Source organism: Burkholderia sp. MSMB0856 (assembly GCF_001524645.2).
Classification (GTDB): Bacteria; Pseudomonadota; Gammaproteobacteria; order Burkholderiales; family Burkholderiaceae; genus Burkholderia; species Burkholderia diffusa.
The window spans coordinates 2,894,557-2,909,054 of sequence record NZ_CP013427.1 but is presented as its reverse complement, the minus strand read 5'-3'; the positions used below and the strand labels follow the sequence as shown (position 1 = coordinate 2,909,054).

16 protein-coding genes are annotated in these 14,498 nt (G+C 68.4%); 9 read left to right on the top strand and 7 right to left on the bottom strand.

Annotated elements, in window-relative coordinates:
• Window positions 1-15: 15 nt before the first annotated feature.
• The 6 genes from WS87_RS14810 to WS87_RS14785 form a co-directional block, all read right to left on the bottom strand.
• Window positions 16-621 carry a DUF2946 family protein gene (locus WS87_RS14810; RefSeq protein WP_059820350.1) on the bottom strand — a complete coding sequence of 202 codons (606 nt, stop codon included), beginning with the start codon at window positions 619-621 and terminating at the stop codon, window positions 16-18.
• Entirely contained in the window at window positions 614-1,651 is a 1,038-nt protein-coding gene (locus tag WS87_RS14805) for a hydrolase (protein WP_059528000.1), read from the bottom strand. Before WS87_RS14805 ends, WS87_RS14810 begins: the two co-directional genes overlap by 8 nt.
• A gap of 33 nt (window positions 1,652-1,684) precedes the next feature.
• Window positions 1,685-2,131: a nuclear transport factor 2 family protein gene (locus WS87_RS14800; protein WP_006749968.1), complete on the bottom strand. Its 447-nt coding sequence runs from the start codon at window positions 2,129-2,131 to the stop codon at window positions 1,685-1,687.
• A gap of 115 nt (window positions 2,132-2,246) precedes the next feature.
• The gene (waaF, locus tag WS87_RS14795) at window positions 2,247-3,284 is read right to left on the bottom strand and encodes a lipopolysaccharide heptosyltransferase II (RefSeq protein ID WP_059527997.1); all 1,038 of its coding nucleotides are present in this window, start codon (window positions 3,282-3,284) and stop codon (window positions 2,247-2,249) included.
• Window positions 3,285-3,421: 137 nt separating this feature from the next.
• Window positions 3,422-3,616 carry a zinc-finger domain-containing protein gene (locus WS87_RS14790; RefSeq protein WP_059820349.1) on the bottom strand — a complete coding sequence of 65 codons (195 nt, stop codon included), beginning with the start codon at window positions 3,614-3,616 and terminating at the stop codon, window positions 3,422-3,424.
• A 50-nt stretch (window positions 3,617-3,666) separates the two neighbouring features.
• Window positions 3,667-4,590: a branched-chain amino acid transaminase gene (locus WS87_RS14785; RefSeq protein ID WP_059447778.1), complete on the bottom strand. Its 924-nt coding sequence runs from the start codon at window positions 4,588-4,590 to the stop codon at window positions 3,667-3,669.
• 205 nt (window positions 4,591-4,795) lie between these two features.
• Between WS87_RS14785 and WS87_RS14780 the strand changes: the two genes are divergently transcribed.
• From WS87_RS14780 to WS87_RS14765, 3 genes are all read left to right on the top strand, one after another.
• Entirely contained in the window at window positions 4,796-5,551 is a 756-nt protein-coding gene (locus WS87_RS14780) for an AzlC family ABC transporter permease (RefSeq protein ID WP_059690615.1), read from the top strand.
• Window positions 5,548-5,871 carry an AzlD domain-containing protein gene (locus tag WS87_RS14775; protein WP_059690614.1) on the top strand — a complete coding sequence of 108 codons (324 nt, stop codon included), beginning with the start codon at window positions 5,548-5,550 and terminating at the stop codon, window positions 5,869-5,871. The genes WS87_RS14780 and WS87_RS14775 overlap by 4 nt, the downstream gene beginning before the upstream one ends.
• 280 nt (window positions 5,872-6,151) lie before the next feature.
• The gene (locus WS87_RS14765) at window positions 6,152-7,348 is read left to right on the top strand and encodes a phosphoglycerate kinase (protein ID WP_006481732.1); all 1,197 of its coding nucleotides are present in this window, start codon (window positions 6,152-6,154) and stop codon (window positions 7,346-7,348) included.
• A 157-nt stretch (window positions 7,349-7,505) separates the two neighbouring features.
• On the opposite strand, the gene WS87_RS34460 is transcribed toward WS87_RS14765, so the two are convergent.
• The gene (locus WS87_RS34460; protein ID WP_256097633.1) at window positions 7,506-7,634 is read right to left on the bottom strand and encodes a hypothetical protein; all 129 of its coding nucleotides are present in this window, start codon (window positions 7,632-7,634) and stop codon (window positions 7,506-7,508) included.
• On the opposite strand from WS87_RS34460, the gene pyk reads away from it, so the two are divergent.
• The 6 genes from pyk (at window position 7,633) to WS87_RS14735 (ending at window position 14,435) form a co-directional block, all read left to right on the top strand.
• On the top strand, window positions 7,633-9,069 hold the full coding sequence (gene pyk / locus WS87_RS14760) for a pyruvate kinase (protein WP_059447904.1): 1,437 nt from the start codon (window positions 7,633-7,635) through the stop codon (window positions 9,067-9,069). The two genes, WS87_RS34460 and pyk, sit on opposite strands and share 2 nt — an antisense overlap.
• A gap of 311 nt (window positions 9,070-9,380) precedes the next feature.
• A complete protein-coding gene (gene fba, locus WS87_RS14755) occupies window positions 9,381-10,445 on the top strand; it encodes a class II fructose-bisphosphate aldolase (protein WP_059690613.1) in 1,065 nt (354 codons plus the stop codon).
• A gap of 235 nt (window positions 10,446-10,680) precedes the next feature.
• Entirely contained in the window at window positions 10,681-11,571 is an 891-nt protein-coding gene (locus tag WS87_RS14750) for a phosphoribosylaminoimidazolesuccinocarboxamide synthase (protein ID WP_059820348.1), read from the top strand.
• 17 nt (window positions 11,572-11,588) lie between these two features.
• Window positions 11,589-12,110 carry a 5-(carboxyamino)imidazole ribonucleotide mutase gene (gene purE, locus WS87_RS14745; RefSeq protein ID WP_012364611.1) on the top strand — a complete coding sequence of 174 codons (522 nt, stop codon included), beginning with the start codon at window positions 11,589-11,591 and terminating at the stop codon, window positions 12,108-12,110.
• 88 nt (window positions 12,111-12,198) lie between these two features.
• Window positions 12,199-13,395, top strand: coding sequence for a 5-(carboxyamino)imidazole ribonucleotide synthase (locus WS87_RS14740; protein ID WP_059527982.1), 1,197 nt, complete (start codon window positions 12,199-12,201; stop codon window positions 13,393-13,395).
• 11 nt (window positions 13,396-13,406) lie between these two features.
• Window positions 13,407-14,435: an L-threonylcarbamoyladenylate synthase gene (locus WS87_RS14735; RefSeq protein WP_059527979.1), complete on the top strand. Its 1,029-nt coding sequence runs from the start codon at window positions 13,407-13,409 to the stop codon at window positions 14,433-14,435.
• Window positions 14,436-14,498: the final 63 nt, after the last annotated feature.

Below are 14,498 nucleotides of genomic sequence, written 5' to 3'. Positions count from 1 at the left end.
AGGGTGGGTTGCGCGTCAGCTTTCGACGCTGCCGTCGCGGCCATCTGGCGAGCTGCGGCGCGCCCGCTGCGCGGGACTCGCGACGAAGCCGAACGTCGCGGGCACGTCGGCGCAGGCGAGATTGCCGAGCGACAGCGTGCACCCGTCGCGCCAGCGCAGCACGGGCGGCGTCGCGTCGAAGTCCGCGTGATCGGCGAACAGGCCGAGGTCATGGTCGTGCAGCGCCGCGACGCGCGGCGGCGAGCCGGCCGCGCGAAACAGCACGCCGCCCGCGTCGTCGAGCCACGCGGCGTCCGGTTCGAATGGCGCGCCGGTCTGGTCGGCCAGCGCGAGTTGCCCGTCGCGTTCGGCCAGGCGCACGACCCACGGTGTATAGGCGAGCTCGACGTACACGCGCTGCGGCCCGTTCTGGAAGAACCACTGGCCGTGCGCGTCGCAGTCGTAGTTGCGCCCGATGAACGCGTTCAGCGCGGCATGCCGGACCGGCGAGCCGAGCGCTCCCGCGGCCTGCGCGGCGTCGTCGCGCAGCCGCCATTCGCCGCGCCGGTCGAGCAGCAGCCAGCCGGTGCAGTGCGGTACGTTCGGCCACTTGGCGAGGGCCTGCCTGACGATGTCATCCATGGTCGACGAATTTCGAGCAATAGCCGAACACCCGCGCCGACAGCCAGTCGAGGCGGCCGGGGAACGGCCCGGTCATGAATCCCGCGTGGCCGCCGTCCGCGGGCTGGTCGAGCTCGACGGCCGGCGACACGTCGGCGGCGCTCGGCAGCGCGGATTCGGGCAGGAACGGATCGTTGCGGGCGTTGAGGATCAGCGTCGGCACGTCGATCGCGGGCAGCAGCGGGCGCGTCGTGGCCTGGGTCCAGTAGTCGTCGGCGTCCGCGAAGCCGTGCAGCGGCGCGGTCACGACTTCGTCGAAGTCGCGCATCGTCACGGCCCGCAGCATCGCGTCGCGGTCGAACAGCCCCGGATACTGGTCGAGCTTCGCGAGCGCCTTGCGCTTCAGCGTCTTCAGGAAGCTGCGCGTATAGACCATCGCGAAGCCCTGCGACAGCGCGAGGCCGCCCGCATGCACGTCGATCGGCGTCGAGATCGCGGCGGCCGCGTGCACGATCGACGTGTCGCTGCGGTGCTCGCCGAGCCAGCGCAGCAGCACGTTGCCGCCGAGCGATACGCCGGCCGCGACGACCGGCCCGCGATGCTGCGCGGCGAGCCGGCGCAGGATCCAGTCGACCTCGGCGCTGTCGGCGAGATGGTAGAAGCGCGGCTGCCGGTTGAGCTCGCCGCTGCAGCTGCGAAAGTGCGGGACGACGGCGTGCCAGCCCTTCGCGCGCGCGGCGGCCATCATCGCCAGCGCGTAATGCGAGCCGGAACTGCCTTCGAGGCCGTGGAACAGCACGAACAGCGGTGCGTCGGGCGCCGGCGCGGCACTGTCGAGATGCGCGACCCAGTCGAGATCGATGAAATCGTGGTCGGGGGTTTCCCATCGCTCTCGTCGGTACGCGACCGCCGGACGCCGTGCGAACAGCGCGGGCACGATGGTTTGGGCATGGCTGTTCGGCAGCCAGCGCGGTGCGCGATAGCGCAATGAATCGTCGTCGGGGGCCGGGGCCCCGGTCAGCGGCGAGGTGGGCGGAGAAGCCGTACTCATGATCGCCCCGCTAATGCGTTGCTTCGTTCTTCGTCAGTGCAGCGGACCCTGCCCGTGACGGATCTTCGCGGCGAATTGTCCGGCCGCTTGTTCGGGAATCGGGCTCGCGTGAATATGCGCGATGCGCCACTCGCCGCGTTCGTGAATCATCACGTACGTGGCGAAAACCATGTCCGGTTCGGCCGTCAGGTCGGCCTGCTGATGCGCCTCGGCGATCGTGTAGACGACGGTGCCGAGACTATCGTATACGCGGATGTCGAGCGGTTCGATCGTCACGGGACGCGTCGCGAGGCGGTTCGCCAGCCCGCTGCGGATCTGGTCGAGGCCGTGCAGATGCTCGCCGTCGGCCCAGACGCAGCTGGCGAAGTCCTCGTCGATCCACAACCCCAGCAGCGCGTCGAGATTGGCATCGGCGACGGCCTGGTAGTAAGCGTTCAGCGTATCGGCAGCGGCTTCGAAAAGGCGGGCAAAACGTGGCATCGGGGTTATCTCTCGCGCGCGTCGCGCGCCGTATTCAGCACGGCGGCCCGGATGGAGCCGCCGTACACCGGTGAATCGGATTGCCCGGCGCGTCGTGCGACGCTGCCGGCCAGGGTCAGCGCTGCCCGACGAGCATGCCGCGCAAATCGCCGAATACCTGCTCGGGACCGAGTTGGCGCAGGCAGTTCAGATGGCCGAGCGGGCACTCGCGTTCGAAGCAGGGACTGCATTCGAGATGCAGCCATTGTACCTTCGCCAGCTCCGACAGCGGAGGGGTGTGGCGCGGATCCGTCGAGCCGTACAGCGCGACGAGCGGCCGGCGCAAGGCGGCCGCGACGTGCATCAGCCCCGAATCGTTGGTCACGACCGCGTTCGCGCGCGCGATCAGCGCGCACGCCTCGGACAGCGACGTCTGCCCGCACAGGTTGCGCACGTTCGGCGCGTGGTCGGCGATCGCCTGCGCGGCGGCGGCGTCCTTCTGCGAGCCGAGCGCGACGATCTGCGTGTACGGGAACGACTGGTGGACGATGGTCGCGAGCGTCGCGAAGTGCTCGGGCGGCCAGCGCTTGGCCGGGCCGTATTCCGCGCCGGGGCAGAACACGACGAGCGGCTTGCGCGTATCGAGATTGAAACGCGCGGACACGCGCGCCGTCTCGTTCAGGTCGGCGTCGAGGCGCGGCGCGGGCAGCGTCTTCATCGACTCGGGCAGCTTCGCGCCCGGCGCATACGCAAGCGCCGCGTAGTGGGTCGTCATCGGTGGACGCTCGGCCGACTTGTCCGGGTTCGCGTGCCGCACGTTCAGCAGGCCGTAGCGGTGCTCGCCCGTGTAGCCGATCCGCAGCGGAATGTTCGCGAGCCACGGGATCACCGCGGACTTCAGCGAATTCGGCAGCACGTACGCCGCGTCGTAGCCGACGTCACGCAGGTCGGTCGCGAGCTGCCAGCGGCGCAGCAGCTGCAGCTTGCCGTGCGCGAGGTCGGTCGCGTAGACATCGTGGATCTCGGGCATCCGCTCGAGCACGGGCGCGACCCAGGTGGGCGCGACGGCATCGATCGCGATGCGGGGATGGAGCTTTTTCAGCAGCGCAAAAAGCGGCTGCGCCATCAATGCGTCACCGATCCAGTTCGGTGCGATAACCAGCGCTCGACGCATCAGGTCGACTTCCGATGTCGTAATGAAGCACGGCGCGCATGCACCGCGTTCGGGTTGTCAGAACAGGAAAAGGGCGGCGCGCCGGAGTTCCGGCTGCGCCGCCTCGCGTGCGGCGGGCCCGCGGGCCCGGCCCGGGCTCAGTGGCCCTTGACCACCTCGCCGTCGTGCAGCTTGTAGCGCGTGCCGCAATACGGGCAGCGTGCCTCGCCGTGCGACACGTCGATGAAGACGCGCGGGTGCGCGCTCCAGCGCGCCATGGCCGGGTTCGGGCAGTAGGCGGGGAGATCCTTGGCCGTCAGCTCGACCAGCGGCATTTCCTTGATTTCACTCATGAGACTTTCTCTTATCACTCTTTTGTGGGGCGGTCGGTGGCGCAGCGCACTCAGACCTTCGTCAGCCAGTGCGCGTACTTCGCGTTCTTGCCCGACACGATATCGAAAAATGCCGACTGGAGCTTTTCCGTGACCGGGCCGCGCGCGCCGCTGCCGATCGTGCGGTTGTCGAGCTCGCGGATCGGCGTGACTTCGGCGGCCGTGCCCGTGAAGAACGCTTCGTCGGCCGTGTAGACCTCGTCGCGCGTGATGCGCTTCTCGATCACCTCGATGCCGGCGTCCTTCGCGAGCGTGATGATCGTGTCGCGCGTGATGCCGTCGAGGCACGACGACAGGTCCGGCGTGTACAGCTTGCCGTTGTTCACCAGGAAGAAGTTCTCGCCGGAGCCTTCCGACACGTAGCCGTCGACGTCGAGCAGCAGCGCTTCGTCGTAGCCGTCGGCGGTCGCTTCCTGGTTCGCGAGGATCGAGTTCACGTACCAGCCCGACGCTTTCGCGCGCACCATGGACACGTTCACGTGGTGGCGCGTGAACGACGACGTCTTCACGCGGATGCCCTTCGCGAGGCCGTCCTCGCCGAGGTACGCGCCCCACGGCCAGGCGGCGATCGCGACGTGGATCGTGTTGCCCTTCGCCGACACGCCGAGCTTTTCCGAGCCGACCCAGATGATCGGGCGCAGGTAGCACGACTCGAGCTTGTTCTCGCGCACGACTTCGAGCTGCGCGGCTTCGAGCGTTTCGCGGTCGAACGGCACGTCCATCTGGAAGATCTTCGCCGAATTCAGCAGACGTTTGGTGTGCTCGCGCAGACGGAAGATCGCGGTGCTGCCGTCGGCCGTCTTGTACGCACGCACGCCCTCGAAGACGCCCATGCCGTAGTGCAGCGTATGGGTCAGGACGTGGATCTTGGCGTCGCGCCAGTCGATCAGCTTGCCGTCCATCCAGATCTTGCCGTCGCGGTCGGCCATTGACATAGGATTCTCCTGGGAAGCAGTTGTGCAGCGGGTTGTGTGCAGCATTGAGCCGGAAAGACGCTTATTTTAGCGTCATTTGAAGGCGATCCGGTCGGTCGGCACGGGGCCGGCGCTATAATCGCCCGGTACCGATTCCAATAACGACGGGTCGTACCGGCAGGAGGCGCCGGCGGCCCGACGAACCGCCCGCCGCGGCCCGCTTCCCATGCTCGCTCGATTCTCCGCCACCGACCGCTTCGCGCTGATCCAGGGCGCGCGCGACTATTCCCCGACACTGATGGCGATCCTGTCCTGGGGGCTCGTCACCGGGGTCGCGATGAGCAAGTCGGTGATGACGCTCGGGCAGGCGAGCGCGATGTCGATCTTCGTCTACGCGGGCTCGTCGCAGCTCGCGGTGCTGCCGCTCCTCGTCGCGAAGCTGCCGATCTGGACGATCCTGCTCACGGCCACGATGGTCAACATGCGCTTCGTGATCTTCAGCGCCGGGCTTGCGCCCCATTTTTCCTACCTGCCGCTGTGGCGGCGCCTCGCGATCGGCTATTTCAACGGCGACGTGATCTACCTGCTGTTCCAGAAACAGGGCTTCGCATACGGCCACGTGCCGGGCAAGGAGGCGTATTTCTGGGGGATGGCGCTCGCGAGCTGGGCGTCGTGGCAGGTGTCGTCGCTCGCCGGCATCCTGCTCGCGAGCTTCTTTCCCGCGAGCTGGGGGCTGGAGCTGGCCGGCACGCTCGCGCTGCTTCCGATCATGGTGTCGGCGGTCGCGAACCGCTCGACGCTCGCGGCCGTCGCGGTCGCGGGCATCGTGTCACTGATCGCGTTCGACCTGCCGTACCGGCTCGCGCTGCCGATCGCGGTGCTGGCCGCGCTCGCGGCCGGGTGCACGGCTGATTTCTTCGTCGAACGCGCCGACTGGCGCCGCATCCGCACCGAAACCGTGCACGAAAAGGAAATCGAATGAGCGCGACGGAAATCTGGATCGTGATCGTCGGGATGACGATCGTCACGGCCGTCACGCGCGCGCTGTTCCTGATCGGCGGCGAACGCACCGTGCTGCCCGAGCGCGCGCAGCGCGCGCTGCGCTACGCGCCGGCCGCCGCGCTCGTCGCGGTCGTGCTGCCCGACGTGCTCGAAACGCCGACCGGGCTGTCGTTCGCGCTATCCAACCATCCGTTTTACGCCGCGCTCGCCGGTCTCGGCTGGTTTTTGTGGCGGCGCAGCATGCTCGGCACGATCATCGTCGGGATGCTCGTCTTCACCGCGCTGCGGCTGATCTTCTGATGAATCGTCGTGGCCGCCCGCCGGGCGCCGGCCGCTGGCGAACTCGTATTGCTGCGTTGCGGAAATGTGTCGACGGCCGCGCGCGATCCCAAATAGGCGGAATTCGCCGCCGCACGGGTCAGTCTGCCGGATGGATCGGCTAGAATGCCCGTTCGAGATTTTTTACCCGTGCGCGTCATGCGAACCGCCAGCCACGGCCGCATCCGGCGCCCTTTCGCGGCAGCCCGCGCACATCCAGCGTGAACCCCCTTTCCCCATCCACTACTTCAATCTGTTCAACATGAGCCAAGTCAAGCGTCTTACCGACCTGATCGCCGCCGGCCAGCTCGCCGGCAAGCGGGTGTTCATCCGCGCCGACCTGAACGTCCCGCAGGACGATCACGGCAACATCACCGAAGACACGCGCGTGCGCGCGTCCGTGCCGGCCATCCAGGCCGCGCTCGACGCCGGCGCGGCCGTGATGGTCACGTCGCACCTCGGTCGTCCGACCGAAGGCGAGTTCAAGCCGGAAGACTCGCTCGCGCCGGTCGCGAAGCGTCTCGCCGAACTGCTCGGCCGTGACGTGCCGCTCGTCTCGAACTGGGTCGAGAACGGCGTGAACGTCGCGCCGGGCCAGGTCGTGCTGCTCGAGAACTGCCGCGTGAACAAGGGCGAGAAGAAGAATTCGGACGAGCTCGCGCAGAAGATGGCGAAGCTCTGCGACGTCTACGTGAATGACGCGTTCGGCACCGCGCACCGCGCGGAAGCGACCACCCACGGGATCGCGAAGTACGCGCCGGTCGCGTGCGCGGGCCCGCTGCTGGCCGCCGAACTCGACGCGCTGGGCAAGGCGCTCGGCAACCCGGCTCGCCCGTTGGTCGCGATCGTCGCCGGTTCGAAGGTGTCGACCAAGCTGACGATTCTCAAGTCGCTCGCCGGCAAGGTCGATCAGCTGATCGTCGGCGGCGGCATCGCGAACACGTTCATGCTCGCGGCCGGCCTGTCGATCGGCAAGTCGCTCGCGGAAGCCGATCTCGTCGCCGAGGCGAAGGCGATCATCGACGAGGCGCGCGAGCGCGGCGCGTCGGTGCCGATCCCGACCGACGTCGTGACGGCCAAGGAATTCTCGCCGACGGCCGCGGCCACGGTGAAGCAGGTCGCCGACATCGAAGCGGACGACATGATCCTCGACATCGGCCCGGATACGGCCAAGGCGCTCGCCAGCCAGCTCGAGAAGGCCGGCACGATCGTCTGGAACGGCCCGGTCGGCGTGTTCGAGTTCGACCAGTTCGGCAACGGCACCAAGACGCTCGCCGAAGCGATCGCCAAATCGTCCGCGTTCTCGATCGCGGGCGGCGGCGACACGCTCGCGGCCATCGCGAAGTACGGCATCCATGACCAGGTCAGCTACATCTCGACGGGCGGCGGCGCCTTCCTCGAGTTCCTCGAGGGGAAGAAGCTGCCGGCAGTGGAAGTGCTCGAAACGCGGGCGGCCTGAGCGTGGCGGCGCGCGCAGGGGTGACGAGGGCCGCGCGCTCCGCGAAGGCGGAGCAGCCGGCCGGCGCGGGCAAGCGCAAACGCGCGCCCGCGCGGGCGAACTCGACCCCGCGCGCACCGGCGGCCGCCGGCGACGCGGTCGTGCAGCACCACGAGATTCAGAACAAAGCGATGCCGGGCGCAAGCACCGGCACGCCCCCCGGAACGGCCGCCGCTGGGCCCGCCGATTCCGGCTCTCGCAGCGTTTCACCCAGCGCATCCACCTTGATCCAGATGAGGAGTTTCATGCAGCGCGCCACCAAGATAGTCGCCACGATCGGCCCGGCTTCCAGTTCGCCGGAGATTCTGCTGCAGATGATGCAGGCGGGCCTCGACGTCGTGCGGCTCAACTTTTCGCACGGCACGGCCGACGATCACCGCCAGCGCGCCGAGATGGTGCGCGAGGCCGCCCGCAAGGTCGGCCGCGAGATCGCGATCATGGCCGACCTCCAGGGCCCGAAGATCCGCGTCGGCAAGTTCGAGAACGGCAAGACGACCCTCGTGCCGGGCCAGGCCTTCATCCTCGATGCGGGCTGCGAACTCGGCAACGACGAGCGCGTCGGCCTCGACTACAAGGAACTGCCGCGCGACCTGAAGCCGGGCGACCTGCTGCTGCTGAACGACGGCCTGATCGTGCTGACCGTCGAGCGCGTGCTCGGCGACGAGATCCACACGATCGTCAAGGTGGGCGGCGAGCTGTCGAACAACAAGGGGATCAACCGTCAGGGCGGCGGTCTGTCGGCGCCCGCGCTGACCGCGAAGGACATGGAAGACATCCGCACGGCGATGTCGCTCGGCGCGGATCTGGTCGCGGTGTCGTTCCCGAAGAATGCGACGGACATGGAAATGGCGCGCCAGCTCGCGAACATCGCGGGCGCGCCGTACGGCATCAAGCCGAAGATGATCGCGAAGATCGAGCGCGCGGAGGCCATTCCGGCGCTGCAGAGCATTCTCGACGCGTCCGACGGCATCATGGTCGCGCGTGGCGACCTCGCGGTGGAAGTCGGTAACGCGGCCGTGCCGGCGCTGCAGAAGCGGATGATCCGGATGGCGCGCGAGTCGAACAAGCTCGTGATCACCGCGACGCAGATGATGGAATCGATGATCCACGCGCCGGTGCCGACCCGCGCGGAAGTGTCGGACGTCGCGAACGCGGTGCTCGACGGCACCGACGCGGTGATGCTGTCGGCCGAGACAGCCGCCGGCAAGTACCCGGTCGTCACGATCGAGACGATGGCGGCCGTGTGCGTCGAGGCGGAAAAGTCCGAGCACGTCGAGCTGGACAAGGATTTCCTCGACCGCACGTTTACGCGGATCGACCAGTCGATCGCGATGGGCGCGCTGTTCACCGCGTATCACCTCGGTGCGAAGGCAATCGTCGCGCTGACCGAATCGGGCGCGACCGCGCTGTGGATGTCGCGTCACTACACGCACGTGCCGATCTTCGCGCTGACGCCGCGCGTCGGCAGCGAGCGCACGATGGCGCTGTACCGCAACGTGACGCCGCTGCACGTCGACTTCAACAGCGACCGCGATTCGGCGCTGCAGGCGGCGCTCGAGATCGTCGTCAAGCAGGGCTACGTGCAGCACGGCGACATGGTCGTGCTGACCGTCGGCGAGCCGATGGGGCAGGCGGGCGGCACCAACACGCTGAAGATTGTGCGGGTCGGCGAGCATTATTGAGCGCCGGCATGCGCCGGGCCGGCCCGGCGGCCAGTCCACCGGCCGCCCGAGCCGATCGGGCACCGTTTTTTTGACGAAAGCCGCGCGGGGTCTGATGCCCCGTGCGGCTTTTTTTCTGTTTTTTGGCCGGATTGTGCCGTGCGAAGGTAACAAATTGCGAGTACGCGCTACCGGCCGGTCGGAATCGGAGGCGCTTCGCGATAAAATGCGGCTATTCGACGCTCAGCCGCGCCGTGCCGCCCCGGTTTCGACGGGGCCGAGCGCCGCGCCGGCGTCAGGGCGCACCGGTTTTCATTCCAAGGAGTTCCACAATGCCTCTCGTATCAATGCGTCAATTGCTGGACCACGCGGCAGAGCACGGTTACGGCCTGCCGGCCTTCAACGTGAACAACCTGGAGCAGGTCCAGGCGATCATGGCGGCGGCGGATCAGGTCGGCGCGCCCGTGATCATGCAGGCATCGGCCGGCGCGCGTAAGTACGCGGGCGAGCCGTTCCTGCGCCACCTGATCGAAGCGGCGGTCGAGTCGTATCCGCACATCCCGGTCGTGATGCACCAGGACCACGGCCAGTCGCCGGCCGTGTGCATGGGCGCGATCCGCAGCGGTTTCACCAGCGTGATGATGGACGGTTCGCTCGAAGCCGACGGCAAGACGGTCGCCTCGTACGAATACAACGTCGAGGTGTCGCGCAAGGTCGTCGAGATGGCGCACTCGATCGGCGTGACGGTCGAAGCCGAACTCGGCGTGCTCGGCTCGCTCGAGACGATGAAGGGCGACAAGGAAGACGGCCACGGCGCGGAAGGCACGATGACCCGCGAGCAACTGCTGACCGATCCGGAGCAGGCCGCGGACTTCGTGAAGCTCACGCAGTGCGACGCGCTCGCGATCGCGATCGGTACGTCGCACGGCGCGTACAAGTTCTCGAAGAAGCCGACGGGCGACATCCTGTCGATCCAGCGCATCAAGGAAATCCACGCACGCATCCCGAACACGCACCTCGTGATGCACGGTTCGTCGTCGGTGCCGCAGGAACTGCTGGCCGAGATCCGCGAATTCGGCGGCGACATGAAGGAAACCTACGGCGTGCCGGTCGAGGAAATCCAGGAAGGCATCAAGCACGGCGTGCGCAAGATCAACATCGACACCGACCTGCGTCTCGCGATCACCGGCGCGATCCGCCGCTACCTGTTCGAGAACCCGGGCAAGTTCGATCCGCGCGACTACCTGAAGCCCGCGCGCGAAGCGGCGAAGCAGGTGTGCGTCGACCGCTACCTCGCGTTCGGCTGCGAAGGCCAGGCCGCGAAGATCAAGCCGGTGTCGCTCGACAAGATCGCCGAACAGTACAAGTCCGGCGCGCTTGCGCAGGTCGTGCGCTGAGACTGTAGTACGATTGCCCCGCCCGGTCTTGCCGCCGGGCCGGGGCTGGCCGCCCGGGCGCCGGATTCGATCCGGCCCTCGGGGCGGCCGTTCCGTCCGGCCGAACAAGGGCCGGCCGGCAGCCGGCGGGCCTGATTGCCCGGCGGTTCGCCGACGCATTGCAAGACCGCCGTTCCCGCCTGCCGCGGGGAACGGCGTTTCCCTTTTTGTTTGGCTCCTTATCTGCGAAAAGACGATGTCTACCCTTTACGAATCCACGCTCCGCTCGCTGCCGCTCCTCGGTCGCGGCAAGGTCCGCGACAACTACGCGGTCGGCAACGACAAGCTCCTGATCGTCACGACGGATCGCCTGTCGGCATTCGACGTGATCATGGGCGAGCCGATTCCGAACAAGGGCCGCGTGCTGAACCAGATGGCGAACTTCTGGTTCGACAAGCTCGCGCACATCGTGCCGAACCACCTGACGGGCGATGCGCCGGAAGCGGTCGTCTCGGCCGACGAGGTCGAGCAGGTCAAGGGCCGCGGCGTGGTCGTCAAGCGCCTTGAGCCGATCATGATCGAGGCGGTCGTGCGCGGCTACCTGGCCGGCAGCGGCTGGAAGGAATACCAGGAGTCGGGCGCCGTGTGCGGCGTGAAGCTGCCGGAAGGCCTGCAGAACGCGCAGAAGCTGCCCGAGCCGATCTTCACGCCGGCCGCGAAGGCCGAGCTCGGCGAGCACGACGAGAACATCACGTTCGAGGAAACCGAGCGCCGCATCGGCACCGAGCTGGCCGCGACGATCCGCGACATCTCGATCCGCCTGTACAAGGAAGCAGCCGACTACGCGGCGACGCGCGGCATCATCATCGCCGACACGAAGTTCGAATTCGGCCTCGACAATCACGGCAAGCTGTACCTGATGGACGAAGTGCTGACGGCCGATTCGTCGCGCTTCTGGCCGGCCGACCAGTACCAGGTCGGCACCAACCCGCCGTCGTTCGACAAGCAGTTCGTGCGCGACTGGCTCGAGGCGCAGCCGTGGGGCAAGACCGCGCCGGCACCGGCACTGCCGGCCGACGTCGTCGAGAAGACGGCCGCGAAGTACCAGGAAGCGCTCGAGCGCATCACCGGCCAGCCGCTCGCCTGAAGGAAGGAACGCACGAAATGAGTGAAGTCCAGACTGCCCACACGCACAGCGCGCCGCTCGTCGGCGTGCTGATGGGTTCGAGTTCCGACTGGGACGTGATGAAGAACGCGGTCGCGATCCTGCAGGAATTCGGCGTGCCGTACGAAGCGAAGGTCGTGTCCGCGCACCGGATGCCCGACGAGATGTTCGACTACGCGGAGAAGGCGCGCGAGCGCGGGCTGCGCGCGATCATCGCGGGCGCCGGCGGTGCCGCGCACCTGCCCGGCATGCTGGCCGCGAAAACCACGGTGCCGGTGCTCGGCGTACCGGTCGCGAGCAAGTATCTGAAGGGCGTCGATTCGCTGCACTCGATCGTGCAGATGCCGAAGGGCGTGCCGGTCGCGACGTTCGCGATCGGTGAGGCCGGCGCCGCGAACGCCGCGCTGTTCGCGGTGTCGATTCTGTCCGGCACGTCGGTCGACTACGCGAACCGCCTCGCCGCGTTCCGCGTGCGCCAGAACGAAGCCGCGCACGCGATGGTGCTGCCGCCGCTCGCATGACGGCGCACCGGCGGCCGCACTGCCGTTTCAGCGGCCGCCTGATCCTCATCACTGCGGCGGGCAGCGCCCGCCGCGACCGACCACTGACATGACCGCAACTCCTGATTCCGTTTCCCCGATCCTGCCCGGCGCGTGGCTGGGCATGGTCGGCGGCGGCCAGCTCGGCCGCATGTTCTGCTTTGCCGCCCAGTCGATGGGCTATCGCGTCGCCGTGCTCGATCCCGATCCGACGAGCCCCGCCGGCGCGGTCGCCGACCGTCACCTGCGCGCGGCCTACGACGACGAAGCCGCGCTCGCCGAACTGGCCGGGCTGTGCGATGCCGTGTCGACGGAATTCGAGAACGTGCCGGCCGCGAGCCTCGATTTCCTCGCGCGCACGACGTTCGTCGCACCGGCCGGCCGCTGCGTCGCGGTCGCGCAGGACCGGATCGCGGAGAAGCGTTTCATCGAGGCGTCGGGCGTGCCGGTCGCACCGCACGTCGTGATCGAATCGGCGGCGGCGCTCGCCGCGCTCGACGATGCCGCGCTCGACGCGGTGCTGCCGGGCATCCTGAAGACGGCGCGCCTCGGTTACGACGGCAAGGGCCAGGTGCGCGTGAACACCGCGCGGGAAGCGCGCGACGCACATGCGTCGCTCGGCGGCGTGCCGTGCGTGCTGGAGAAGCGCCTGCCGCTGAAATACGAAGTGTCCGCGCTGATCGCGCGCGGCGCGGACGGCCGCTCGGCCGCATTCCCGCTCGCGCAGAATGTGCATCACAACGGCATCCTCGCGCTGACCGTCGTGCCGGCCCCGGCCGCCGATGCCGCGCGCGTCGAGGAGGCGCAGCAGGCAGCCGTCCGGATCGCCGATACGCTCGGCTACGTCGGCGTGCTTTGCGTCGAATTCTTCGTGCTGGAAGACGGCTCGTTCGTCGCGAACGAAATGGCGCCGCGCCCGCACAACTCTGGTCACTACACGGTCGATGCGTGCGCAACGAGCCAGTTCGAGCAGCAGGTGCGCGCGATGACGCGCATGCCGCTCGGCAATCCGCGCCAGCATTCGCCGGCCGCGATGCTGAACATCCTCGGCGACGTGTGGTTCCCGAACGGCGCCGCGGCCGAGGCCGTCACGCCGCCGTGGGACACGGTCGCCGCGATGCCGGCTGCGCACCTGCACCTGTACGGCAAGGAAGAAGCGCGCGTCGGCCGCAAGATGGGCCACGTGAACTTCACGGCCGAGACGCGCGACGATGCCGTTGCCGCCGCCACCGCGTGCGCGCAGCTGCTGCGCGTGCCGCTCGACTGAGGCGCCAGCCGATGTCCATCGATCTCCCGAACTCCGTGACGCCCGCTCAGATCGACGCGGCTGCCGCGCTGCTCGACGCGGGGCAACTCGTCGCGTTCCCGACCGAAACCGTGTACGGGCTCGGCGGCGACGCGGCGAATCCCGAGGCCGTCGCGCGCATTTACGCGGCGAAGGGGCGTCCGGCGAATCATCCGGTGATCGTGCACCTGCCGCCCGGCGGCGATCCCGGTTACTGGGTCGAAGACCTGCCGGCCGATGCGCGGGCGCTGATCGATGCATTCTGGCCAGGCCCGCTGACGCTGATCCTGAAGCGCCATGCGCGCATTCCGGACGCCGTGAGCGGCGGTCAGGATTCGGTCGGCCTGCGCTGTCCGTCGCATCCGGTCGCGCAGGCGCTGCTGGCCGCGTTCAGCGCGCGGCGCGGCGGCCACGGCGGCGTCGCCGCGCCGTCCGCGAACCGCTTCGGTCACGTGAGCCCGACCACCGCCCAACACGTGCGCGACGAATTCGGCGACACCGTGCACGTGCTCGATGGCGGCCCGTCGGAAGTCGGCATCGAATCGACGATCCTCGACCTGTCGCGCGGCTTCCCGGCGCTACTGCGCCCCGGCCACGTGACGCCGCAGCAGATCGCCGACGTGCTCGGCCGCGCGCCGCGCCTGCCCGACGGCAGCGACGCGACCGCACCGCGCGCGTCGGGCACGCTGAAGGCGCATTACGCGCCGCGCACGCCGCTCGCGCTGCTGCCGTTCGATGCGCTCGAGCCGCTGCTCGCGGCGGCGCAGACCGATGGCGAACGTGTCGCGCTCGTCGCACGCGCGTCGCGCGCGGGACGCTGGGCGCAGGCCGACGGCGTGCATTTCGTCGCGGCGCCGGAAGATCCGCAGGCGTATGCGCGCGACCTGTACGGCATGCTGCGCGCGCTGGACCGCGCGCAGGTCGCTCGCATCCTCGTCGAGAAACTGCCCGAGACCGTCGAATGGATCGCGGTCAACGATCGTCTCGGTCGTGCGGCCGCCGCATTCGAAGCGCGCGACTGACGCAGTCGTTCGTATCCGCTCATGAAATGAAAAACGCCCGACCGGCGAACCGGTCGGGCGTTT